Origin of the sequence: Enterobacter sp. Y17, assembly GCF_019730495.1 — a bacterium.
In the GTDB taxonomy this organism is placed as follows: Bacteria; Pseudomonadota; Gammaproteobacteria; order Enterobacterales; family Enterobacteriaceae; genus Enterobacter; species Enterobacter asburiae_B.
This window is the reverse complement of sequence record NZ_JAASKP010000001.1, coordinates 2,232,617-2,254,556: the sequence shown is the minus strand read 5'-3', so window position 1 is coordinate 2,254,556 and position 21,940 is coordinate 2,232,617. Positions and strand designations below refer to the sequence as shown.

The 21,940-nt window shown below is 52.6% G+C and carries 24 protein-coding genes; 9 read left to right on the top strand and 15 right to left on the bottom strand.

All coding sequences use genetic code 11. The annotated features are described in order from the left end of the window. Positions 1–2: 2 nt before the first annotated feature. Positions 3–1,163 (top strand): pyridoxal phosphate-dependent aminotransferase, encoded by a 1,161-nt coding sequence (locus HCH49_RS10670; RefSeq protein ID WP_087822175.1) that lies wholly within the window; start codon positions 3–5, stop codon positions 1,161–1,163. On the opposite strand, the gene HCH49_RS10665 is transcribed toward HCH49_RS10670, so the two are convergent. From HCH49_RS10665 to citR, 3 genes are all read right to left on the bottom strand, one after another. Further along, positions 1,164–1,790, bottom strand: a complete 627-nt coding sequence (locus tag HCH49_RS10665) for a ParB/RepB/Spo0J family partition protein (RefSeq protein WP_048975886.1) — start codon at positions 1,788–1,790, stop codon at positions 1,164–1,166. Next, on the bottom strand, positions 1,775–2,998 hold the full coding sequence (locus tag HCH49_RS10660) for a phosphoadenosine phosphosulfate reductase (protein WP_069303809.1): 1,224 nt from the start codon (positions 2,996–2,998) through the stop codon (positions 1,775–1,777). The genes HCH49_RS10665 and HCH49_RS10660 overlap by 16 nt, the downstream gene beginning before the upstream one ends. Positions 2,999–3,170: 172 nt before the next feature. Further along, positions 3,171–4,070, bottom strand: a complete 900-nt coding sequence (gene citR, locus HCH49_RS10655; protein WP_039261223.1) for a DNA-binding transcriptional repressor CitR — start codon at positions 4,068–4,070, stop codon at positions 3,171–3,173. Positions 4,071–4,692: 622 nt separating this feature from the next. Between citR and ahpC the strand changes: the two genes are divergently transcribed. Both ahpC and ahpF read left to right on the top strand, forming a co-directional pair. Then, complete coding sequence (ahpC, locus tag HCH49_RS10650) at positions 4,693–5,256, top strand: alkyl hydroperoxide reductase subunit C (RefSeq protein ID WP_008501015.1); 564 nt, start codon at positions 4,693–4,695, stop codon at positions 5,254–5,256. A 127-nt stretch (positions 5,257–5,383) separates the two neighbouring features. Continuing rightward, positions 5,384–6,949, top strand: coding sequence for an alkyl hydroperoxide reductase subunit F (gene ahpF, locus HCH49_RS10645; protein WP_047061336.1), 1,566 nt, complete (start codon positions 5,384–5,386; stop codon positions 6,947–6,949). Positions 6,950–7,021: 72 nt separating this feature from the next. Here ahpF and uspG read toward each other — a convergent pair whose 3' ends face one another. Further along, positions 7,022–7,450 carry a universal stress protein UspG gene (uspG, locus tag HCH49_RS10640; protein WP_023310731.1) on the bottom strand — a complete coding sequence of 143 codons (429 nt, stop codon included), beginning with the start codon at positions 7,448–7,450 and terminating at the stop codon, positions 7,022–7,024. A 180-nt stretch (positions 7,451–7,630) separates the two neighbouring features. Between uspG and HCH49_RS10635 the strand changes: the two genes are divergently transcribed. Next, positions 7,631–8,869: a zinc-dependent alcohol dehydrogenase gene (locus HCH49_RS10635; protein ID WP_221702650.1), complete on the top strand. Its 1,239-nt coding sequence runs from the start codon at positions 7,631–7,633 to the stop codon at positions 8,867–8,869. 8 nt (positions 8,870–8,877) lie between these two features. On the opposite strand, the gene yldA is transcribed toward HCH49_RS10635, so the two are convergent. Both yldA and rnk read right to left on the bottom strand, forming a co-directional pair. After that, a complete protein-coding gene (yldA, locus tag HCH49_RS22320; RefSeq protein WP_272481390.1) occupies positions 8,878–8,967 on the bottom strand; it encodes a small membrane protein YldA in 90 nt (29 codons plus the stop codon). Positions 8,968–9,103: 136 nt separating this feature from the next. Continuing rightward, positions 9,104–9,514, bottom strand: coding sequence for a nucleoside diphosphate kinase regulator (gene rnk / locus HCH49_RS10630; protein ID WP_023310734.1), 411 nt, complete (start codon positions 9,512–9,514; stop codon positions 9,104–9,106). Positions 9,515–9,781: 267 nt separating this feature from the next. Here rnk and HCH49_RS10625 point away from each other — a divergent pair, with 267 nt between their 5' ends. Beyond that, positions 9,782–10,399, top strand: a complete 618-nt coding sequence (locus tag HCH49_RS10625) for a flavin reductase family protein (protein ID WP_221702649.1) — start codon at positions 9,782–9,784, stop codon at positions 10,397–10,399. On the opposite strand, the gene rna is transcribed toward HCH49_RS10625, so the two are convergent. Next, entirely contained in the window at positions 10,393–11,202 is an 810-nt protein-coding gene (gene rna / locus HCH49_RS10620; protein WP_221702648.1) for a ribonuclease I, read from the bottom strand. The two genes, HCH49_RS10625 and rna, sit on opposite strands and share 7 nt — an antisense overlap. A 94-nt stretch (positions 11,203–11,296) precedes the next feature. Next, the gene (dcuC, locus tag HCH49_RS10615; RefSeq protein WP_045887729.1) at positions 11,297–12,664 is read right to left on the bottom strand and encodes an anaerobic C4-dicarboxylate transporter DcuC; all 1,368 of its coding nucleotides are present in this window, start codon (positions 12,662–12,664) and stop codon (positions 11,297–11,299) included. A 392-nt stretch (positions 12,665–13,056) separates the two neighbouring features. Here dcuC and pagP point away from each other — a divergent pair, with 392 nt between their 5' ends. Both pagP and cspE read left to right on the top strand, forming a co-directional pair. Continuing rightward, positions 13,057–13,674 (top strand): lipid IV(A) palmitoyltransferase PagP, encoded by a 618-nt coding sequence (gene pagP, locus HCH49_RS10610; protein ID WP_045142917.1) that lies wholly within the window; start codon positions 13,057–13,059, stop codon positions 13,672–13,674. Positions 13,675–13,864: 190 nt separating this feature from the next. Then, a complete protein-coding gene (gene cspE, locus HCH49_RS10605) occupies positions 13,865–14,074 on the top strand; it encodes a transcription antiterminator/RNA stability regulator CspE (protein ID WP_002439184.1) in 210 nt (69 codons plus the stop codon). Between the two features lie 219 nt (positions 14,075–14,293). Here cspE and crcB read toward each other — a convergent pair whose 3' ends face one another. Next, positions 14,294–14,677: a fluoride efflux transporter CrcB gene (gene crcB, locus HCH49_RS10600; RefSeq protein WP_033144922.1), complete on the bottom strand. Its 384-nt coding sequence runs from the start codon at positions 14,675–14,677 to the stop codon at positions 14,294–14,296. Between the two features lie 67 nt (positions 14,678–14,744). Here crcB and HCH49_RS10595 point away from each other — a divergent pair, with 67 nt between their 5' ends. Both HCH49_RS10595 and tatE read left to right on the top strand, forming a co-directional pair. After that, positions 14,745–15,533 (top strand): deaminated glutathione amidase, encoded by a 789-nt coding sequence (locus tag HCH49_RS10595; RefSeq protein ID WP_221702647.1) that lies wholly within the window; start codon positions 14,745–14,747, stop codon positions 15,531–15,533. A gap of 125 nt (positions 15,534–15,658) precedes the next feature. Further along, positions 15,659–15,862, top strand: coding sequence for a twin-arginine translocase subunit TatE (gene tatE / locus HCH49_RS10590; RefSeq protein WP_023310742.1), 204 nt, complete (start codon positions 15,659–15,661; stop codon positions 15,860–15,862). An 81-nt stretch (positions 15,863–15,943) separates the two neighbouring features. Here the strand turns inward: tatE and lipA are convergent, their stop codons facing one another. The 6 genes from lipA to rlpA all read right to left on the bottom strand — a co-directional run bounded on the left by lipA (position 15,944) and on the right by rlpA (position 21,931). Further along, positions 15,944–16,909 carry a lipoyl synthase gene (gene lipA, locus HCH49_RS10585; RefSeq protein WP_013097595.1) on the bottom strand — a complete coding sequence of 322 codons (966 nt, stop codon included), beginning with the start codon at positions 16,907–16,909 and terminating at the stop codon, positions 15,944–15,946. A 207-nt stretch (positions 16,910–17,116) separates the two neighbouring features. Continuing rightward, on the bottom strand, positions 17,117–18,070 hold the full coding sequence (locus HCH49_RS10580) for a YbeF family transcriptional regulator (RefSeq protein WP_032665064.1): 954 nt from the start codon (positions 18,068–18,070) through the stop codon (positions 17,117–17,119). Between the two features lie 291 nt (positions 18,071–18,361). Beyond that, positions 18,362–19,003: a lipoyl(octanoyl) transferase LipB gene (gene lipB, locus HCH49_RS10575; protein ID WP_221702646.1), complete on the bottom strand. Its 642-nt coding sequence runs from the start codon at positions 19,001–19,003 to the stop codon at positions 18,362–18,364. A gap of 94 nt (positions 19,004–19,097) precedes the next feature. Then, positions 19,098–19,361, bottom strand: coding sequence for a DUF493 family protein YbeD (gene ybeD, locus HCH49_RS10570; RefSeq protein WP_006177135.1), 264 nt, complete (start codon positions 19,359–19,361; stop codon positions 19,098–19,100). 106 nt (positions 19,362–19,467) lie between these two features. Next, a complete protein-coding gene (dacA, locus tag HCH49_RS10565) occupies positions 19,468–20,679 on the bottom strand; it encodes a D-alanyl-D-alanine carboxypeptidase DacA (RefSeq protein ID WP_014069323.1) in 1,212 nt (403 codons plus the stop codon). 139 nt (positions 20,680–20,818) lie between these two features. Continuing rightward, a complete protein-coding gene (gene rlpA, locus HCH49_RS10560; protein ID WP_033144926.1) occupies positions 20,819–21,931 on the bottom strand; it encodes an endolytic peptidoglycan transglycosylase RlpA in 1,113 nt (370 codons plus the stop codon). Between the last annotated feature and the right edge of the window lie 9 nt (positions 21,932–21,940).

Here is a 21,940-nt window from a genome sequence, read left to right as displayed (position 1 = left end):
CAATGAGCAATAACGCATTGATTCCTCAGAGTAAACTTCCCAATCTCGGTACTACCATCTTTACGCAGATGAGCGCTCTGGCGCAGCAGCACAATGCCATTAACCTTTCTCAGGGATTCCCGGATTTCGACGGCCCGACCTATCTGCAGGAGCGCCTGGCGTACCACGTGGCGCAGGGGGCGAATCAGTATGCGCCGATGACGGGCGTGCAGGCGCTGCGGGAAGCCATTGCGGATAAAACGGCGGAGCTGTACGGCCATAAGCCCGATGCGAACAGCGATATTACGGTGACGGCAGGGGCGACCGAAGCGCTCTATGCGGCCATCACCGCGCTGGTGCGTACGGGCGATGAAGTTATCTGCTTTGATCCGAGCTACGACAGCTATGCGCCTGCGGTTGAACTCTCCGGCGGCGTGGTGAAGCGCGTGGCGCTTCAGCCGCCGCATTTTCGCCCTGACTGGCAGGCGTTTGCTGCGCTGCTGAGCGACAAAACCCGCCTGGTGATCCTGAATACCCCGCACAACCCGTCGGCGACGGTGTGGCAAAAGGCCGATTTCGCCGCGCTGTGGCAGGCGATTGCGGAGCGTGAAATTTACGTGCTCAGCGATGAAGTCTACGAGCACATCTGCTTTGCAGAAGAAGGACACGCCAGCGTGCTGGCCCATCCGCAGCTTCGCGAGCGTGCTATCGCCGTCTCGTCATTCGGTAAGACTTACCATATGACCGGCTGGAAAGTGGGCTACTGCGTCGCACCGGCGGCTATCAGCGCCGAGCTGCGCAAGGTGCACCAGTACCTGACCTTTGCCGTGAACACGCCGGCTCAGCTGGCGCTGGCGGATATGCTGCGCGCCGAGCCGGAGCACTATCGCGAGCTGCCGCACTTCTATCGTGAACGTCGGGATCTGTTTGTGGCGGCGCTAAGCAAAAGTCGTCTGGAAATTTTGCCCTCAGAAGGGACCTATTTCCTGCTCGCCGACTACAGCGCGATATCGGATCTGGACGACGTGAGTTTCTGCCAGTGGCTGACGAAAGAGGTGGGCGTAGCCGCCATTCCGCTGTCTGTATTCTGCGCCGATCCCTTCCCGCATAAGCTGATTCGTCTTTGCTTTGCGAAGCAGGAATCGACGCTGCTGGCGGCGGCAGAGCGTCTTAACACGCTCTGATTATTTCACCGTCCAGGCTTCTGAATAACGACGGTCTGCAAACAGCTCCAGCAGACCGTTGATTTGCTTGAGGCGCAAGACTTCATCGCTGTCCATTCCCAGCTCCTTGCTTATTCTCTCGTCATTCCAGCCAAGCTGCACCAGCTCGCGAACGATCTCCGACATAGCGTTAATCTGGTGTCGACCCCGCGCCCGGTTGTGACGAATAGTGGCAGCCATACGGTCATGTTTATCCTGTCGGTCCTGGCGCAGGAAGGTGACAGGAAGATAACCCTTGAGCTGGTGCTTCAGTGCCGCCCGATTTTTACCGATTTCATGGCGATGAAAACCATCCACAATTTCGTAATGTTGCGGTTCACTTTCTGTCACAACGATAGGTTGGGTGAATCCATCGAGTTCCAGCGACTTACTGAGCAGCCGTTTTTCTGGCGGGGCAACGTTATTGGGGTTGTAGTCGTTAGCGGTAATAGCGTCCTGTCTGATCCAGAGGACGCAGTCTATCGGTTGCGCACGAAACGGACTGTGTTTATGGATCGCTTCACGAAAAGCATTTATGGCGTTAATGCGTTCCTCTTCGGGAAGTGACTGAAGGTACGTTTCCATCTCGTTGATTAGTTTTTGTCGCATAATATGCCCCACTCCTTGCGTTTCGCCTTCACTCTGTCGCTGTAGCGCTGATAATGTTTGGGTTTATTTGGGCTGAACGATAGCGCCCTGCACCAGTAGTCGTTATTCAGGAGAACCTTACAAATACGGCGCCATGAGGGAACATCTTTGGCACCGATGTCACCGTCCTGCGTATCGGGAATATCCTCTGCGCCTCTCTTCTGATACCAGTGCAGATAAATGGCGATTTTATTGCGGTAATGCTCTGCCGTATTTTGCGGCATGCTGTCGAGGAGCAGCATGGCATATTCGCGCCAGCACAGGTGTTCGGGTTTCAGAATTTTTCGGTGACCATAAAAATGGTTATCGTGTCCGGCGTACATCCCCCCGCTGCGCGCACCGCTCACGCGCTCACACATGGCCGCCCAGCGATCGGGCTCAACAACGTGGTAGAGCCATAATCCCTGGCGCTGTTCCGGACCAAAGGGTTCACAAATCCGCATGTAGCGTAGCGGCACGCCGGCCTGAAACATCAGGTCATAGAGTGGGTTATAGCAACACCCTGATTTGGCGAACCAGGTCCATATATCGGCGGTTTTCCAGTCGTAGAGAGGGTAGATATACCAGGCATGTCCTCCCGGTGCGACGGTTGTCCAGGGTTTATCGTCGGCAAACCGCTGTTTACGCGCCGACGCGACAGCCAGAAAACGGTTGTATGACTCATCGGCGCGGATGCCAATCAGTACCGCCGCCGGGCGATTGCGAGAGAACCAGTCGGAGAAACCGCGGACAAAGGTTTCAAACGTCATGCCTGGCTGGTAGAAGGGAAAAAAAGCGGGATCGGTTATCGCATCGTCAGGAGGCTGGCGGACCCATTGTGTGCCGGGTTCCCAGCATTGCCATTCCGGCTGGAATTGCGACAGTGAATTTTGCGTTGTCAGGGGGAGCGCGACCCACCAGAAATGGTCGATGACATCGCTGTACAACTCGCGCATATGTTCCACATGGATAATGGTATGGGAAAACTGCGCTTCCCAGTCGATAAAGAGCACATCTATTTTGATGTTCATCAGTCGCGCCTGCTGGGCAACCAGATGCAGCATGACGGTGGAGTCTTTACCTCCTGAAAAAGAAACACAGATTCTGGGTAAGTTTTCGAGCGTCCATTTTATTCGCTCCCGAGCAGCGGTAAGAACATCCTGATTTAAAGGGTATTTATAAATTGACATGCTTATTCTCATCCTGAGGAATAAATACCTGACTGTAGCGTCAATACTAATAAGAGGATTATATCAGTCAATAATTAATTGGATATGTAACGGTTATGCCGCGTAATTCTATAACGGTGGTGTATGTTTTAACGGTGTGGTTCCCATTTTGTGCGAGAACCACAGCAATATCTCACGGTAAGGATATTTCTTCAATAAAACTCGCGAATGCCGAGCTATTGAGCGCGGAACGATTGTACATCATGTAAATATCAATGCTGGGGAATTGAATGTCAGTTTCCACTTTTCGCAGGTTGAGGGCTGGCCCATATTGTTCGAAGGCCGGCGCGGGCACTAATCCTATGAGGTCGGACGAACCAATCACCGACAGAAGGGATATAAAAGAGTCGCTGCGATAGACAATATTTCTTTCGGTTAACAGGTTTTCGGCCTTTTCCTGATAGTCTTTGAAGCTGTTTTCATCGTTCAGGTAGGCGGTGAAGTTTTCATTCAGAATCTCTTCACGCGTGGGATTTTCACTGAGACGGGGATGGCCCTCCCGACAAACGAGGACGAAAGGAAGTTTATGGTAAAGGCTACAGGCGACAGAATGATTGTTAGAAGAAGAAAACGAAAATATCAGGTCGGCTCTTCTGTAGGCTAAGAGATCTTCTGCTGAATCAGACGAAAGAAAAACATCATGTAATTCAATTGAATAGTTATGGTTTTCCATCAACAGTTTTATAGGGTCAAGCGTTGCTTTCGTACTCATAAAATGCGGGCAATAAATGACAAAGTTCTTCTTCAACCCGCTGCTGTGCATGATATTGATAGTCTGCTCCAGCTGGTTCAGGTTCTGTTCCAGATGATGATGCAAATTGACGCCGACGGTCGTGGGCGTGATCCCTTTACCGGAACGGATAAACAGAGGATCGTTGAGTTGTCCTCTCAGACGCTGCAGTGACTGGCTCACGGCTGAGGGTGTGATATACAGCGTCTCGGCGGCTTTACTGATACTAAGGTGCTGATAAATGCACTCGAAAATGACTAACAGATTAAGATCGAATTTTTTAAGGTCATACAGGTTTGCCATGTTTCGTCCTGAGGGTACTGCGTTTGCTGTGGTTATCATATAACTGATAACAATAGTTTAAGGCTAACCATTTATAACTCTTTCGGTTAGCTCTCTTAGTTTTAAATTAAATCATCTTAATATATCACGGTGGCAGATTATTGAAATAGCGCTTCAAAAGCGATTAAGACAATTTTACCTTAGGAAAGGGAACAATCATTTTAAATGACAACTGTCATTTATATATTGCGATAGTTTTATAATAAAAATAAATTTATAACGCATCGGAATGATGTTCGACACAACCTATCACAGCCATAGGCAGGAATGCCTCTCTTATGGATTGCTCAATCCCTGCGCGGGTGTTGTAATCAAACGGCTGTTACCGCCTTGATATAAAGGGTTGTAGAGCGCAACGCAACGCCAGTTTCGGCTGGCACTGAATGTACCTGCGGGGAATTCAGGTATCAGGGCCGCCCGTTGAGGCGGCCTTTTTACTTTCAGGCTTTCCTGTAAAAGGTTCACCTTGTTGTCTTGTCGACGTTGTAAGGTTTGGCTGATTGATTTGATAAAGCATACGCATTAGCCCCGATGAATAAAGTTGGTTACCTTACACCTCAACGAAAACACGGAGGAAGTACAGATGTCTTTGATTAACACCAAAATTAAACCTTTCAAAAACCAGGCGTTCAAAAACGGTGAGTTCATCGAAGTTACCGAGAAAGATACCGAAGGCCGCTGGAGCGTCTTCTTCTTCTATCCGGCTGACTTTACCTTCGTTTGCCCGACTGAACTGGGTGACGTTGCAGACCATTACGATGAACTGCAGAAGCTGGGCGTAGACGTTTACTCCGTCTCTACCGATACCCACTTCACCCACAAAGCATGGCACAGCAGCTCCGAAACCATCGCGAAAATCAAATACGCGATGATCGGCGACCCGACTGGCGCCCTGACCCGTAACTTCGACAACATGCGTGAAGATGAAGGCCTGGCTGACCGCGCCACCTTCGTTGTTGACCCGCAGGGCATTATCCAGGCTATCGAAGTTACCGCTGAAGGTATCGGCCGTGATGCTTCTGACCTGCTGCGTAAAGTGAAAGCCGCTCAGTACGTGGCTTCTCACCCAGGCGAAGTATGCCCGGCGAAATGGAAAGAAGGCGAAGCGACGCTGGCTCCATCCTTAGATCTGGTTGGTAAAATCTAAGTTTTGCCCATTCGGTAATTAATGGGCGCACCCGCGCCCATTTCATTCCAGCACCATGATGCAAGTTGCATTCAGGCCGCCCGTATAAGGCAGCTTGCATGATGACGTCTTAAGAGAGGGAAGAACAATGCTCGACACTAACATGAAAACCCAGCTCAAGGCCTACCTTGAGAAACTGACCAAACCCGTTGAGCTGATTGCCACGCTGGACGACAGCGCCAAATCGGCAGAAATCAAGGAACTGCTGGCGGAGATCGCCGAGCTGTCGCCGAAAGTGACCTTCAAAGAAGACAACGCGCTGCCGGTCCGTAAGCCCTCTTTCCTGATTACCAACCCAGGCTCCGACCAGGGACCGCGCTTTGCCGGCTCGCCGCTGGGTCACGAATTTACCTCACTGGTGCTGGCGCTGCTGTGGACCGGTGGTCATCCGTCAAAAGAAGCGCAGGCGCTGCTGGAGCAGATCCGCGATATCGACGGTGATTTCGAATTTGAAACCTATTACTCGCTCTCCTGCCACAACTGCCCGGACGTGGTGCAGGCGCTGAACCTGATGTCGGTTCTGAACCCGCGCATCAAGCACACGGCGATTGACGGCGGTACCTTCCAGAATGAAATCACCGATCGCAACGTGATGGGCGTTCCGGCGGTCTACATGAACGGCAAAGAGTTCGGCCAGGGCCGTATGACGCTGACCGAAATCGTAGCCAAAGTGGATACCGGTGCTGAAAAACGTGCGGCGGAAGAGCTGAACAAACGCGATGCTTACGACGTGCTTATCGTCGGTTCCGGCCCTGCGGGCGCGGCGGCAGCGGTGTACTCTGCGCGTAAAGGTATTCGTACCGGCCTGATGGGCGAACGTTTTGGCGGCCAGGTGCTCGATACCGTGGACATCGAAAACTACATCTCCGTGCCGAAGACCGAAGGCCAGAAGCTGGCGGGGGCGCTGAAGGCGCACGTCAGCGACTACGACGTGGACGTGATTGACAGCCAGAGCGCCAGCAAGCTGGTTCCGGCAGCGGTCGAGGGTGGTTTACACCAGATTGAAACCGCGTCCGGCGCGGTGCTGAAAGCGCGCAGCATTATCATTGCCACCGGCGCGAAATGGCGCAACATGAACGTTCCGGGCGAAGATCGGTACCGTACCAAAGGCGTGACCTACTGCCCGCACTGCGACGGCCCGCTGTTTAAAGGTAAACGCGTGGCGGTGATCGGCGGCGGTAACTCCGGCGTGGAAGCGGCTATCGACCTGGCGGGGATTGTTGAGCACGTTACCCTTCTGGAGTTCGCTCCAGAGATGAAGGCCGACCAGGTTCTGCAGGATAAAGTTCGCAGCCTGAAAAACGTCGACATCGTACTGAACGCGCAGACCACGGAAGTGAAGGGCGACGGCAGCAAAGTGACCGGCCTGGAATACCGCGACCGCGTGAGCGGCGACGTGCACAGCGTTCAGCTGTCAGGGATCTTCGTGCAGATTGGTCTGCTGCCAAATACCACCTGGTTGGAAGGCGCGATTGAGCGCAACCGCATGGGCGAAATCATCATCGATGCGAAATGTGAAACCAGCGTGAAAGGCGTGTTTGCGGCGGGCGACTGCACCACCGTGCCGTACAAACAGATCATTATCGCCACGGGCGAAGGGGCGAAGGCGTCTCTGAGTTCCTTTGACTACCTGATTCGCACCAAAACCGCATAACAGAAGAAAGTACAGAAGAAAGTAAGGCTACACCTGCAATAGCGAGAGGCCACCGAAAGGTGGCCTCTTTTTTTATCTTACGACCATCACCGGTATATGGGTGTGGCGGATCACGCTGGAGGCGTTAGAGCCCAGCAGATGCGTGGTAATGGAAGGGTTGCGCGAACCGATGACCACCACGTCTGCTTTTAGCTCGTTCGCCAGTTCGTTTACCGCATCGCGAACGCTGCCGAATCTGACGTGCGTTTTGATGCGCGAAGGGTCGATGCTGAAGTGGCTGACCATGGTTTGCAGGCGAGTTTCCGCTTCATGCTGCAAATGCTCCTCGAAGCGACGCACGTCGGCGGCAAAGCGGTGCAGGCTCAGGCTGGCGGAGCCCGGCAGTACGTGCAAAAGATGGATAACACCGTCCTGCTGCGCCAGGAACTCCGCATGGCGTACGGCCTTGTCGCTCAGCTCCATCTCAAAAACATCAACCGGCATAATGATTCTCTGATACATACCCGTTTCTCCTTGTTTATAAACGCTGAATTCATTCAACCATAAAATAAAAATGGTTTCTGTAAGCGCCCCGTCAGTTTTCTTATCTCACCAGGATAAATCTCAAAAGCCCCGTATTCCAGGGCAGACCTTCAGGGGTAGCTACCCTTATACACTTACCTGGAACCTTTCGGAGGTCGCATGAAAGCACTTACGTATCACGGTCCGCACCATGTACGCGTCGAGAATGTCCCCGATCCCATTATCGAACAGCCCGACGATATCATTCTGCGCGTCACGGCCACGGCTATCTGCGGCTCCGATTTGCATCTCTATCGCGGAAAGATCCCGAAGGTGCAGCACGGCGACATTTTTGGCCATGAGTTTATGGGGGAAATCGTCGAGTGCGGCGCAGAGGTGAAGAATTTGCAAAAAGGCGATCGCGTGGTGATCCCCTTTGTCATTGCCTGCGGAGACTGTTTCTTCTGCCGTCTGCAGCAATACGCGGCCTGTGAGAATACCAATGCCGGGCAGGGCGCCGCGCTGAACAAAAAGCAAATCCCCGCGCCGGCCGCGCTGTTTGGCTACAGCCATCTCTACGGCGGCGTGCCGGGGGGACAGGCGGAATATGTCCGCGTGCCAAAAGGCAACGTCGGGCCGTTTAAGATCCCGCAACTCCTCTCCGATGATAAGGCGCTGTTCCTTTCCGATATTTTGCCCACGGCCTGGCAGGCGGCAAAAAATGCGCAGATTGAAAAAGGCTCAAGCGTTGCGGTTTTCGGCGCCGGGCCGGTGGGGCTACTGACTATTGCCTGCGCGCGGTTGCTAGGCGCTGAGCAGATCTTTGTTATCGATCACCACCCGTACCGTTTGCGATTTGCCGAGGCGCGTTACGGCGCAATCCCCATCAACTTTGATGATGATAACGACGCAGCGGAAAAAATCATCGAGCAGACCGCTGGCCAGCGCGGCGTTGATGCCGTGATTGATGCGGTAGGGTTCGAAGCGAAAGGCAGCACCACCGAAACGATCCTCAGCAATCTTAAAATTGAAGGCAGCAGCGGCAAAGCGCTGCGGCAGTGCATTGCTGCCGTTCGACGCGGTGGCGTAGTTAGCGTACCCGGCGTGTACGCCGGGTTTATTCATGGCTTCCTGTTTGGCGATGCCTTTGATAAGGGGCTGACGTTTAAGATGGGCCAGACGCACGTCCATGCCTGGCTGGGTGAACTGCTGCCGCTGATCGAAAAAGGGCTGCTTACTCCGGAAGAGATTGTGACCCATTATCTCCCCCTTGCCGATGCGGAACGCGCCTATAAGGTATTCGAAAAACGGGAGGAGGAGTGCCGGAAGGTGATTCTGGTCCCTGGTGCAGAAACGCCCGAGGCCGCAGAGCAAAAAGTTAAGGGCCTGGTGAACGCTTTCCCGGGTGGGGTTGCATGAGTACTCGCCTAGCTGTGGCGTTCAAGATAAAGCACGGCCATGACGATAATCGCCGCAATAATCAGAAAAATAAGTGTGATAACCAGTATCTCACTCATGACCGTCCCCACGGCACCAAAACAGATTAAGCGTGGATTAAGGGCTTTTTGCGCGATATAAGAAAATGGGGTGAATTTACGGAAAGAGGATGCGGCTGCATCCTCTGTGCAAAGCGGGGCGCTTGTTCAGAAGTGGTTAACGCAGGTAATCGCCCGCGGCTTCTGGCTGGTAGAGCAACGCCAGCACTTCAAGATGGGCAGAGGCGCCGCCCGGCAACTCCCAGTGGATGGTATCGCCCGTGCGCAGGCCCAGCAGTGCGGCACCCACAGGCGCAAGAACAGAAAGCTGTGCGCTGCTGTCGGTCATCTGAGCCGGGTAAACCAGCGTGCGGGTCAGCTCTTCACCGGTGGTGAGGTTGCGGAATTTTACCTGGCTGTTCATGGTGACCACGTCATGCGGCATCGTCTCAGGCGTGCACATCTGCGCCCGGTCGAGCTCCTCATTCAGGGCGTCGGCCACGGGAAGTGAGGCAAACTCCGCTTTTTCCAGCAGCCTGTCGATACGTTCTGCGTCGAGCTCGTTGATGATAATTGTAGGTCTGGACATTTTTACTCCATGTCGTTAATGCTGCGCGTAACGCAGAAACCAATCCAAAAGAAAACCCTCGCCGTCTGGCAGCGAGGGTTTAACTCTCCCGATGATACTGGCTGAGCGCGCAAGTTTGAAGTGATGAAGGTCACATTCATGGTCCATATGAATTTTCGCTGAAATTTATTCAGTCTTCATTCCGGGCGGAATACGCTACGCTGAGTGTCCTGAACCCGGGCTTTGCGCGAAGCGCTATTCGCGTCCGCCCATCAACGAGAGAGAACTATGTACTTCTACCAACCGTCTCAGGGGCACGGCCTGCCGCACGATCCGCTGAACGCCATTATTGGTCCACGTCCGATCGGCTGGATCTCCTCATGCGACAAGGCCGGTCAGCTCAACCTCGCACCGTATAGCTTCTTTAACTGCTTTAACTATCGCCCGCCGATCATCGGCTTTTCCAGCAACGGCTGGAAGGACAGCGTACGTAATATTACCGAAACAAAGGAATTTGTCTGGAACCTTGCGACGCGCGATCTCGCGCAGGCGATGAACCAAACCTCTGCGATGCTTCCGCACGATCGGGATGAATTTAGCTTTGCCGGGCTAACGCCAGCGGCGAGCCAGCTGGTCAACGCGCCCCGCGTCGCAGAAAGCCCGGTGAACTTTGAGTGCCGCCTGTCGCAGTGCATTCAGCTTACCGGTGCTGACGGCACACCGGTCGATACCTGGCTGGTGCTGGGGGAGGTGGTCGGTATCCATATTGCCGAAATGCTGCTGGAAGAGGGGATTTACCAGACGGCGAAAGCGCAGCCCATCCTGCGTGCGGGAGGGCCGACGGCGTATTATGGCATCAGTGATGAAAACCGGTTTGATATGGTGCGCCCGGGCGCGGATCAGTAGCCGGCTTTATCAATCACGAACTGTTTTCCGCAGTTACCCGGATGTGGCTGCGGGGCCAATGACGCCGCAGAAAGCGGGTTGTTAATGGTGTCCGCCTTTAGCGAAACCTGCATCTCGGTCAGATACGCCGGATTGCCGTTGCAGGTCAGCTTGATCGCTTTGATGTTTTCTTTTCCCCAGCTTTTGGCAACGGCACCGTCAAAGTCGCTGCGATTGACGGTTTTCCCGTAATTATCGGCGAGGAATTTACCGACCGCGCTGTTTTTAACTTCCTGATTCATCCGCACCATCGTGCCGAAATAGGCATCCGGATCGAAACCAAAGCAGACGCCATGTTTGGCATATTCATAACGTTCCAGGCAGGAATTACCGCCCGCGCCCGGCATCACGTCGTTGAGCTTTGCGGCTGCGGAAAGCGACAGTCCGGTTTCGGCGGCATCGCATTTGCGGCTAGCCTTTACTTCCGGCATGTTCGGAATGGGGCGCGTGGCGCAGCTAAAACGCATCCACCGACGTTCATCCACGCCGCGAGCGGCAATGGATTTTGGCAGGCCAGGCCATAGCCCGTGGACGGTCAGAAAATCGGCTTTATTATCGCGCTCTTTTTGCAGGCGACATTCGTCAGGTTCGTTGCGGTTGCGTTCGACCATGCTCTGGCAAAACCCGGTTTGCCAGGACAGAGCCAGCACATAGCGATCGAAATCGCCATACTGTGTTGCCTTCAGCGGTTCCGCCTGTGCGGAGAAGAGACAGAGAGCAAGCGCGATTGCGCCAGACGGGATGACGATATCCTTCCTGAACATATGATTTCCTGATCGAATGAGCACGATTAATTTCTGGAAGTTATTAAAGCACAAAAAGCGCCTACAGGCGCTTTTTGGATATCTCTAATTTAGCTTAGGCCGCGCCGGGTACCAGCACTTCCGTGGCGATAATCACGATAATCAGACCAACTATAACGGGCACTGAGGTGCGTTTGACGACTTCGAATGGCGAGATTTTCGCCATCCCGGCAACGGCGACGACCACACCCGACACCGGCGAAATGGTGCGGCCCAGATTTGATGCCTGCAGCATGGGAATGGAAAGGTAGGCCGGGTTAATACCGGAGGAGTGAGCCAGTTTCGGGATCATCTCAACGAAAGCGTAGAAAGGTGCATTACCGGAACCGGTGGTCATTGCCGCCAGCATGGTGAGCACCACCAGAACCAGCATCAGGATAATACTGGCCGAGCCGAACGAGGTGGCGATAGAAATCAGGCTCTGGATAAAGCCGATCGTGCTCAGACCCTGGGCAAAAACGCCCGCTGCAACCAGCAGGATAACCACGCCAGCGAAGGCATCCGCCATACCGCGATACGCAACTTCCAGACCCGAGAAGACTTTTTGCGTGTTAAAACCGCGCACAAACTCCAGCACGGCGGCCAGCAGCATGCAGATAACCAGAATGGTGATGATGTGCAGCTGTGGACCCCATTTTCCGTCAAAAATCAGCACTCCGACGATCGGGGTGAACGGCAGAATGGCATAGAACGCGGGAGCGGTCGTGGTGATTTCACTCACGTCCATCATTTCATGGCTGATGTTTTCTTTCTTATCGAGATAGCGCTGCCAGAAGAAATGCGCGATCCCCATGCCCATGATGGCAACAATTGAGATCGGTAACGTGGTTTTAAAGGCGAAGTCGATGAGTGACATCTCCGCCGCCTTTGCCGCCAGCACAACGTCGCCGGAGGTCGGGGAGAGAATAATCGCTGCCGGAGACGCGCAAATTGCCGCGGCCGCGCCACGGCTGATACCGACGTTCACCATGACCGGGAACAGCGTCGCCATGAGCAGTACGCCAAGCCCGGTAGCCGACGAAACGGCCAGTGACATCAGGCAGGCGAGGAAATAGGCGGCGACCATTAGCAGATACGGCGAGTTGATGTATTGCAGGGGTTTAGAGGCAAGCTTAACGACCATGTCGTTGGCGCCAATATGGGTCATGTAGGCTGCAAAACCGCACAGCATCATGATCATCATACCCAGGTCACCGCCGCGGCTCATGAGCAATATTTTAATGTATTCAACAATATCTGTAGCCGTGTAACCGGTGCTGGTCGCGCTGGCAGGTAACACCTGGTGCCCCATTATTGCGCTGATAATCAGCAGCGTTAGACCGCCGACAAATAATACGCCCGTGGCCGAGTAGCCTTTAATGATGTAGCGTGCGACGCCGACAATGACGACGACTCCAATAAGGAGTTCGAATAACGTAAGCATGATTTCCCCTGTATCTCTGCTGCAATGGAGCACAAAAAATCAAAAAAAAGAAGGATGAAAATGTGCCGAATAATTGGCCTGTTCTTGCTGATTAAAATCAATAAACAGACGACTAAAGAACAGAACAACCGTCTTTTTGCCATGGCCCATACATTTATGTCATGAGGGTCTTGACCGTTAGAAATAGCGCAACATGTCCCAATAATGATAACAAATTGTTAATGCTTTGTGTGGTTTTACATGTCACTGATTCAGAACATTAAATGGGTAAAGGCACACCCCTTGTGGGTTTATTTTGAACGCATCGCCGCCTTTCCTTAAGAATATTCCCGAAAAGAAGCTGAATAATTAGGAATAAGGCCGATGTCGTTAAGCTTTGATTCAACTACTTTATGGTAAACTTTGCCTCGAATACTAAGAATGGTAATTGCATTGTGATTGTACGTAATACATTTTTCTCTATTTTGTTGTTTATTTTTGGGCAGTTAACGTTTTGTTCTGTTGCACAGGCAGAAGGCAACGCGACGGATAAAGGCTGGTTCTCAACCTTTACGGATAATGTTTCCCAGACATGGACGGCACCTGAACATTATGATCTCTATGTCCCGGCAATAACGTGGCATGCGCGTTTTGCTTATGACAAAGAGAAAACCGATAAATACAACGAGCGTCCGTGGGGCGCGGGTTTTGGCCAGTCGCGCTGGGATGAAAAGGGAAACTGGCATGGCATCTATCTGATGGCCTTCAAAGACTCGTTTAATAAATGGGAGCCGATTGGGGGGTATGGCTGGGAAAAAACCTGGCGGCCGCTAGCGGACGAGAACTTCCACGTCGGTTTGGGCTATACCGCCGGGGTTACTGCACGTGATAACTGGAAATACATTCCAATCCCGGTGCTGCTGCCTTTGGCCTCTATCGGCTATGGCCCCGCAACGTTCCAGATGACCTACATTCCGGGTACGTACAACAACGGTAACGTTTACTTCGCCTGGATGCGTTTTCAGTTTTAACTGACAAAACGTTACATGCTGGTGAAAAAACGCGCAGGCGTTGATTCATAAGCGATAAAAATCTGTCAGTGAAAATTAACGCGACTTTAGTCACTTTTTATCAAAGATCCGCTGGACAAAAGGTCCCACAATTGATGTACTGATAACCGACACAGCATTTGTGTCGTTTTTTAATGTAAAGGTAATTTTGATGTCTAAGATTAAAGGTAACGTTAAGTGGTTTAATGAGTCCAAAGGATTCGGTTTCATTACTCCTGAAGATGGCAGCAAAGACGTGTTCGTACACTTCTCTGCAATCCAGTCTAATGGTTTCAAAACTCTGGCTGAAGGTCAGCGTGTAGAGTTCGAAATCACTAACGGTGCCAAAGGCCCTTCTGCTGCTAACGTAATCGCTCTGTAATTCAGACGCGTCAGCAAGAATTTCAAAACCCGCTCACTGAGCGGGTTTTTTTCGTTTTGAATCAGCCAAGCAGATACATTTTCAGGAAGCTGGCAACGATCAGCACGCTCAACAACACCATTCCTGCGCTCATCAGACTCTGTTTCATTCTGTCCCCCTCGTTCAGTATTACATTCAGAGTGACAGAGAAAAATTAAGCCAACATTAACGGTTCGGCTGTTAATGCGCGCTTGCGGAAGAAAATAGCCAAAATGCGATCCCCGTCATCGCAAAGGAGCCGAGCATATTGATCGCCACATTCATCAGCGCCCAGCCGATACGGCCTTCCTGAAAGAGAAAAACCGTCTCCGCAGAAAAGGTTGAGAAGGTGGTCAAACCGCCGCAGAATCCGGTGGTAATCAACACCTTCCACATTGGGTCGATGTGCGTCATTCGGTTAAACCAGGCCAGCCCCATACCAATGATAAAGGCACCAATCAGGTTTGCGGCAAGTGTTCCCATAGGAATCGCCTGATGCAGGGGGTTAAACCGCATACTCAGAAACCATCGCGCAACGCTACCCGTTCCCCCACCAATAAAAACGGCTAAAAGTAGTTGTAACACGCTAAATACCTGCTATTTGATGTGTAAGAGTAGCGAGTTTAACGCCGTTTATGATGAGGGGACAAATATGTATGTAGCGGTAGGGCAGTTTGCCGTCACGCCTGACTGGCATGAGAATGCGAGAACATGCGTCAACCTGATGATGCAGGCCCGGCAGAAAGGCGCGTCGCTGTTGGTTCTCCCTGAGGCGCTGCTGGCCAGAGATGATAACGACCCGGATTTATCCGTGAAGTCCGCGCAGCCGCTGGATGGCGAATTCTTACAGCAATTACTCGGCCAAAGCGCAGGCAATACGATGACGACGATCTTAACGATCCATGTTCCTTCCACGCCGGGTCGCGCGGTGAATACACTCGTGGCGATTCGTGACGGGGCCATCGTGGCACATTACGCCAAGCTTCACCTCTATGATGCGTTCAGCATCCAGGAGTCGCGACGCGTTGACCCCGGAGACAATATCCCTCCGCTGCTGGAGATTGACGGATTTAAGATCGGACTGATGACCTGCTATGACCTGCGTTTTCCCGAGCTGGCGCTCCATCTGGCGCTGCAGGGGGCTGACGTGCTGGTACTGCCTGCCGCGTGGGTCAAAGGGCAGTTAAAAGAGCATCACTGGGCAACGCTGCTTGCGGCACGCGCGCTGGATACAACCTGCTATGTCGTTGCCGCAGGGGAATGTGGCACGAAAAACATCGGGCAAAGCAGGGTGGTTGATCCGCTGGGGGTGACGATCGCCGCCGCCGCTGAAGCCCCGCATTTGCTGGTGGCGGAGATAAACTCAGAAAGAATTGCGCTTGCGCGTCAGCAATTACCCGTTCTTCGCAATCGTCGGTTTGCGCCACCGCAATTATTGTGATGTTTTTTTCAACAATGCTTGATTCACCTTGTTACAGATTGCTATTGTGTGCACGCGCAAAATGACCGTTAATACAGTCAGGTTTTGGCGCTGAATGCAGCCTGTTTTAAGTAAAGAAGGTATCTATGGGTGAGATTAGTATTACCAAACTGCTGGTGGTTGCCGCACTGGTCGTCCTGCTGTTTGGTACCAAGAAGTTACGCACGCTGGGTGGTGACCTGGGGGCTGCCATCAAAGGCTTTAAGAAAGCGATGAACGATGATGATGCAGCAGCGAAGAAAAGCGCCGAGGATGACGTTCCGGCAGACAAGCTTTCTCACAAAGAGTGACAGCAACGCCTGAGGGCTTGCGAAAAAAAACCGGCTCATGAGGCCGGTTTTTTTGTATTACTGTAAATGAATATTACAGCATTATTTAACTTCTTCGCCTTTAGCCTGCATATCGGCATGGTATGAGGAGCGAACGAATGGGCCGCAGGCAGCGTGGGTGAAGCCCATCGCCATCGCTTCGGCTTTCATTTCATCGAACTCGTCCGGGCTCACGTAGCGCTGTACCGGCAGGTGGTGACGGCTTGGCTGCAGATACTGTCCGAGGGTAAGCATGGTCACACCGTGGCGGCGAAGATCGCGCATCACCTCGATGATTTCATCATTGGTTTCACCCAGACCCACCATCAGACCAGACTTGGTCGGAATATGCGGATGCGCTTCTTTGAAACGCTCCAGCAGTTTCAGGGACCAGTTATAGTCAGCGCCCGGACGGACCTGACGGTAAAGCCGCGGCACGTTCTCCAGGTTGTGGTTAAACACATCTGGCGGCGTCGCGGTCAGGATATCCAGCGCGCGGTCCATACGGCCGCGGAAGTCAGGCACCAGCGTCTCGATTTTGATGTTAGGGCTTTTCTCGCGAATGGCCGTAATACAGTCGGCGAAGTGCTGAGCACCACCATCACGCAGGTCGTCACGGTCAACGGATGTGATAACCACATAACGCAGCGCCATGTCGGCGATGGTCTGTGCCAGTTTCTGGGGTTCGTTAGCATCAGGCGCGACTGGACGGCCATGAGCAACATCGCAGAACGGGCAGCGGCGGGTACAGATAGCACCCAGAATCATAAACGTCGCGGTACCGTGATTGAAACATTCAGCAAGGTTCGGACAAGAGGCTTCTTCACACACGGAGTGAAGACCATTCTTGCGCATCGCCGCTTTGATCCCCTGGATACGCGAAGAGTCGGCCGGAAGTTTGATTTTCATCCATTCCGGTTTTCTTAACAGCGCCTCGCGCTCTGTAGCCACGTTTTTAACCGGGATAAGGGCCATTTTATCGGCATCGCGGTATTTAACACCGCGTTCCATCACAATGGGTTTACTCATAGCGTGCGTGTTCCAGTTGCGAATATCGAAGGAAAGCGTTTCAATTCAAGGGAATGTTGTATTTATCAACTATTTTTGAACGAACGACAGGCAGTATATCATTGAAACGGTCGTTAAAGCAGCCTGCCAGATCGCCAATTTGTAAAATAGTTGTTGTTTTGTGCCTTTTGCCCTGCGGGTTGCAGGGGCTTGTGCTGGCTAAACCTGTCAGAAGGCCTGACGGATGATGCGGATGACGTTTTCCAGGACCGGATCGCGCAAACTCAGCTTGTTGTAATGCAGTGAAATCTCGATAGATTCCGCATTAAGCTGGCTGAGCGGGATGCTTTCCAGCGGCCAGCATTTTTGTAGCAGGCTGTACAGGCGTGATGGCATAACGCACAGCATATCGCTGCTGCCGATCAGGGATGCGGTGGTAAACATATTGTAACTGCTGAAGCTGATCTGACGTTCCGGGAAAATTTCATCAATACGCTGACGAAGTGCATGATTAGATTGCCCTTCGGTCATGAAAGACGAGTGATCGTAGTTGCGCAGGTTTTCGATGGTTAACGGCTCGCTAAGAGCAGGATGCTGCTGGCGGCAAACCAGTACCAGGTTATCCGCATAAAGCACATTTTGCCCCAGCGCTCTGGCACTGAAGCTGCCGCTTTCAATAATCAGGTCCGTCTGGAACTGGGCAAGCTGAATGTCAGGTTCATTGAGAGGCACATTGCGAAGCAGGAGCTGCGGAGCATGCTCTTTTACGGCCTGGAAGATCGCCGGCATCACCAGCACCCCGACAGAAGGGGAACAGCCGATGGTGATGGTTCGCTGCTTATCATAGCTCCCGGTTAAATCCAGTGCGCCCAGAATCGACTCTAGCCCCTGGCTGATGTACTCGTGGAGATGCGTGGCATAAGCCGTCGGCGTTACCCCCTGGCCCTTACGGATAAATAACGGGTCGGGAAATATAGCGCGTAGCTTTTGGATTGACTGGCTTATTGCTGATGGCGTGAGATTAAGAATTTTCGCAGCGTTAACGATACCCTTATGGACATATACCGCCTCAAAAATAGTCAGTAAATTGAGATCAATATTACGTAAAGTCCGAAAAATTTGCGGCTTGTCTTCGCCACCGGGTTCATTCAGTCGTTTGGCTGGTAAATTATTATACTCCACGCTTTCACTCCGTATACATTCACAATATGAATGATAGTTGAATTTATTTATTATGCTTGTAGAGATTCGTAAAGTGTTGGTTTTGTTTCACTTGTTTATCAAGGGCAAACGGTTGTGTGATAATTGCTCACCTTACTTATGCCGTGTTTGCCATGCTTGCTGGAGGCTAAATAATATGTGACGGTAATATTCGGGCGCTTCGAAAATATAGAATCTGTGGATTATTGTAAAGTGCAAAAGCTGTAAATAAACAGTGGCCCGCCAAATTATCGAGCCCTGTTGTATGATGTATTAAGCAGGGATATATTCGTGTGGTGGATTGTTAAGTAGTGCTAAAACGTTCCTCAAAAGCACTGGACGAATAGTTTCTGGCGTAGCGGTTTCAACCCACTGGCGTACCTGCGTCATTTCCATGCCGGCATAGCCGCAGGGGTTAATGCGCTGGAAAGGCGCGAGGTCCATATTAATATTCAAGGCCAGGCCATGGAATGAGCAGCCTTTACGAATACGCAGCCCCAGGGAGCAGATCTTCATTTCCCCAACGTAAACGCCCGGCGCATCGGCGCGTGGATGCGCGTCAATACCATATTCCGCCAGCGTGTTGATGACAGTTTGTTCCAGTAAGGTAACCAGCTCACGTACGCCAAGCTTTCTGCGTTTCAGATTGAGCAGGACGTACATCACCTGCTGTCCGGGCCCATGATAAGTAACCTGACCGCCGCGATCGCTCTGAATAACCGGGATATCTCCCGTCATTAGCAAATGTTCTGCTTTACCCGCCTGGCCCTGCGTAAATACCGGCAGGTGTTCGACCAGCCAGATTTCATCCGGGGTGCTGTCATCGCGTGAATCGGTGAAGTCATGCATAGCCTGGGAGACAGGCTCATAAGGTTGCAGGCCGAGGTGACGGACCAGAATTTTATCCTGAAACAAAACTGCGTCTCCGAAGACGAGGGACAAAAGGTGTGGGGGAGTATATCACAGCGGGGAGAGGGGTTACCCGGCAAACCGGGTAACCGCAAAGGGACTACAGCACCATACGAACAATTTCGATATTGCCGAGCTCTTCGTACAGCGTTTCCACCTGCTCAATGTGTGTCGCAGTGATGGTAATAGAAACCGAGTGGTAGTTGCCCTTGCTGCTTGGTTTTACTGACGGAGAGTAGTCACCCGGCGCATGGCGCTGTACCACTTCAACCACCTGATCAACCAGCTCAGGTTTCGCCAGACCCATTACTTTGTAGGTAAATGAGGTAGGGAATTCAAGCAGTTCGTTAAGTTTGGTTTTCATGTCAGCTCCGGCGTAACGTCAAAAAATAATAACTCCCACGTCAGGTGGGAGTTATCAGGATACTTAGTATATGGGGATCAAAATCACACTTTCAAGTGTTCAATTTTTAACCAAACCAGTGGTGGAACATCAATTTAATGTAATCAATGATTTTGCCGAAGAAATTGCCTTCAGGAATTTCTTGCAGGACAACCAGCGGACGCTGATCGATCGTTTTTCCATCCAGCTGGAAGTTGATCGTGCCCACAACCTGGTTTTTCTGCAGCGGGGCATGCAGCTCGGTGCTGTTCAGCACGTAGCTGGCTTTCAGATCCTTCATACGACCGCGTGGAATGGTCAGGTAGAGATCTTTATCAACGCCGAGTGAAGCACGGTCGTTGTCGCCGAACCAGACGGGTTCAGACGCAAACTCTTTGCCTGCTTTCAGTGGGTTCACGGTTTCGAAGAAGCGGAAGCCCCAGGTCAGCAGTTTCTTGCTTTCTGTTTCACGACCTTTAAAGGTGCGGCCGCCCATCACGGCAGAGATCAGACGCATCTGGCCTTCAGTGGCAGAGGCCACCAGGTTGTAGCCCGCTTTGTCGGTGTGGCCAGTTTTGATGCCGTCAACGTTCAGGCTGTTATCCCACAGCAGGCCGTTACGGTTGGTCTGACGAATACCGTTGAAGGTGAACTCTTTCTCTTTATAGATAGAGTATTCATTAGGGACATCGCGGATCAGCGCCTGACCAATCAGGGCCATATCGCGTGCGGAGCTGTACTGACCGTCTGCGTCCAGGCCGTGTACGGTCTGGAAATGGCTGTTTTTCAGACCCAACGCGGTAACGTAGCTGTTCATCAGACCCACAAAGGCATCCTGGCTACCGGCGGCGAAGTCGGCCATCGCCACGCAGGCATCGTTACCAGACTGCAGGTTGATACCACGAATCAGCTGGGAAACAGGAACCTGCATACCCGGCTTCAGGAACATCAGAGAGGAACCTTTGAAAACAGGGTTTCCGGTTGCCCACGCATCGTTACCGATGGTGACCAGATCCGATTCTTTGAATTTACCTGCCTTCATCGCCTGGCCGATAACGTAGCTGGTCATCATTTTGGTCAGGCTGGCCGGGTCACGGCGGGCATCGGCATTCTGTTCTGCCAGCACTTTGCCAGAGTTGTAATCGATCAGGATGTAGGATTCCGCGTCGATTTGCGGAACGCCAGGGATCATGGTCTTGATATTCAGGTCATCGGCGTGAGCTGCAGAGAGCGCAGCAGCGCAAAGGGCCGTGGTCAGCGCCATGCGCTGCACAAAACGAGCAGAAAAAGTGGTCTTCATGGTCAGAACTACGACATCCGTGATGGAATTAAAAAAAGTGCCTTACTATAGCAAATGCTATTCAGGCAGGCATCCGACTTTAAGCATGAGTTTGTGAATGTGTTTTACACTAACTGACAATTCGGATACCGCCGGTTAATTATTTCGCAACAGCGATAAATGACTGAAGTTGAGCTTCATTCTGCAGACGCTGCTGCAGGGATGCGGCCTGCGATTTGCTGGCAAACGGCCCCATCTGAATGCGCCAGACCGCGCCGTTCTGCTCAACGCGTCCCGGTACGCCAAACTGCTGGCTCAGACGCTGTTGATACTGCCTGGCCCGGGCCTGATCGCTTACTGCGCCTACCTGAACCACATAGCTGCCGCTGGCCGCTGCTGGAGCCGCTACCACCGCACTTTGCGTGGCTGCAGGCGCCGTTACGGGAGCCGGCTGGGTTACTGGTGCCGCAACGGGAGCAGGGGCTGGAGTCGGCTCACTGCCTTCCAGCACGCCCGAGGCTAAGGTCGTCGGTGCGCCAAGAAAGCCGCTACTCTTTACCGGCGCGCCGGTAGAATCCTCGCTTTGCAGCGTGTCATTGCTGATCGGGCGTATTTCTCCCCCCGGCTGAGCAGGCTCTGCCGGAGACGAGACGCTTCCCATTCCGCCGTCAAGATTTGGGCGGTCAGGAAGGGCATAGGTCTGTTTTGCCACCGTCGTACACGCGGTACCCGGCCCGGAGAGCGAACCATCCTGTGCGACGATAATCGGGTCAATACGGACTTTGGTGTTGTTCGAGGTGTTCAGGCGATCGGCAGACGCGCGCGACAGGGAAATCACCCGGTCATTTCCGTAAGGACCACGGTCGTTGATCCGCACGACGATCATACGGCCATTCGCCAGGTTGGTGATACGGGCGTAGCTCGGGATCGGCAGCGTCGGGTGTGCTGCCGTCAGCTGCATTGGGTCGAACACTTCCCCGGAAGCCGTCAGGTTACTGCCTGGCTCGGCATCATAAATGGCGGCAAAGCCCGCCTGACTGAAACGGGAAGGATCCTGAACAATTTTATAGCTTTTGCCGTCGCGCTGGTAATCCTGATTGGCACTGGCATTCAGCGGTTCATAAACGGGATCGGCACCGCTGATTTCAACGATCGGGCCATTACACACCGCAGGCTGCGGCGGCGCGACGGTTGCCTGTTGCTGACCATCATCACTTGTGCAGGCCGCAAGTAAACTTGCCGCGATGCAGATCCCCAGCCACTGCTTACGCATTCCGATCCC

What these genes read in the sequence shown, in the direction of transcription:
- cspE (WP_002439184.1), top strand. Translation starts at nt 13,865, where the DNA reads ATGTCTAAGATTAAAGGTAACGTTAAGTGGTTTAATGAGTCCAAAGGA.
- rnk (WP_023310734.1), bottom strand. Translation starts at nt 9,514, where the DNA reads ATGTCCAGACCTACAATTATCATCAACGAGCTCGACGCAGAACGTATC.
- rlpA (WP_033144926.1), bottom strand. Translation starts at nt 21,931, where the DNA reads ATGCGTAAGCAGTGGCTGGGGATCTGCATCGCGGCAAGTTTACTTGCG.
- lipA (WP_013097595.1), bottom strand. Translation starts at nt 16,909, where the DNA reads ATGAGTAAACCCATTGTGATGGAACGCGGTGTTAAATACCGCGATGCC.
- uspG (WP_023310731.1), bottom strand. Translation starts at nt 7,450, where the DNA reads ATGTATCAGAGAATCATTATGCCGGTTGATGTTTTTGAGATGGAGCTG.
- citR (WP_039261223.1), bottom strand. Translation starts at nt 4,070, where the DNA reads ATGGCAAACCTGTATGACCTTAAAAAATTCGATCTTAATCTGTTAGTC.
- dacA (WP_014069323.1), bottom strand. Translation starts at nt 20,679, where the DNA reads ATGAAGACCACTTTTTCTGCTCGTTTTGTGCAGCGCATGGCGCTGACC.
- ahpC (WP_008501015.1), top strand. Translation starts at nt 4,693, where the DNA reads ATGTCTTTGATTAACACCAAAATTAAACCTTTCAAAAACCAGGCGTTC.
- HCH49_RS10595 (WP_221702647.1), top strand. Translation starts at nt 14,745, where the DNA reads ATGTATGTAGCGGTAGGGCAGTTTGCCGTCACGCCTGACTGGCATGAG.
- tatE (WP_023310742.1), top strand. Translation starts at nt 15,659, where the DNA reads ATGGGTGAGATTAGTATTACCAAACTGCTGGTGGTTGCCGCACTGGTC.
- ybeD (WP_006177135.1), bottom strand. Translation starts at nt 19,361, where the DNA reads ATGAAAACCAAACTTAACGAACTGCTTGAATTCCCTACCTCATTTACC.
- ahpF (WP_047061336.1), top strand. Translation starts at nt 5,384, where the DNA reads ATGCTCGACACTAACATGAAAACCCAGCTCAAGGCCTACCTTGAGAAA.
- HCH49_RS10670 (WP_087822175.1), top strand. Translation starts at nt 3, where the DNA reads ATGAGCAATAACGCATTGATTCCTCAGAGTAAACTTCCCAATCTCGGT.
- dcuC (WP_045887729.1), bottom strand. Translation starts at nt 12,664, where the DNA reads ATGCTTACGTTATTCGAACTCCTTATTGGAGTCGTCGTCATTGTCGGC.
- HCH49_RS10665 (WP_048975886.1), bottom strand. Translation starts at nt 1,790, where the DNA reads ATGCGACAAAAACTAATCAACGAGATGGAAACGTACCTTCAGTCACTT.
- pagP (WP_045142917.1), top strand. Translation starts at nt 13,057, where the DNA reads ATGGTAAACTTTGCCTCGAATACTAAGAATGGTAATTGCATTGTGATT.
- HCH49_RS10660 (WP_069303809.1), bottom strand. Translation starts at nt 2,998, where the DNA reads ATGTCAATTTATAAATACCCTTTAAATCAGGATGTTCTTACCGCTGCT.
- yldA (WP_272481390.1), bottom strand. Translation starts at nt 8,967, where the DNA reads ATGAGTGAGATACTGGTTATCACACTTATTTTTCTGATTATTGCGGCG.
- HCH49_RS10635 (WP_221702650.1), top strand. Translation starts at nt 7,631, where the DNA reads ATGAAAGCACTTACGTATCACGGTCCGCACCATGTACGCGTCGAGAAT.
- rna (WP_221702648.1), bottom strand. Translation starts at nt 11,202, where the DNA reads ATGTTCAGGAAGGATATCGTCATCCCGTCTGGCGCAATCGCGCTTGCT.
- HCH49_RS10625 (WP_221702649.1), top strand. Translation starts at nt 9,782, where the DNA reads ATGTACTTCTACCAACCGTCTCAGGGGCACGGCCTGCCGCACGATCCG.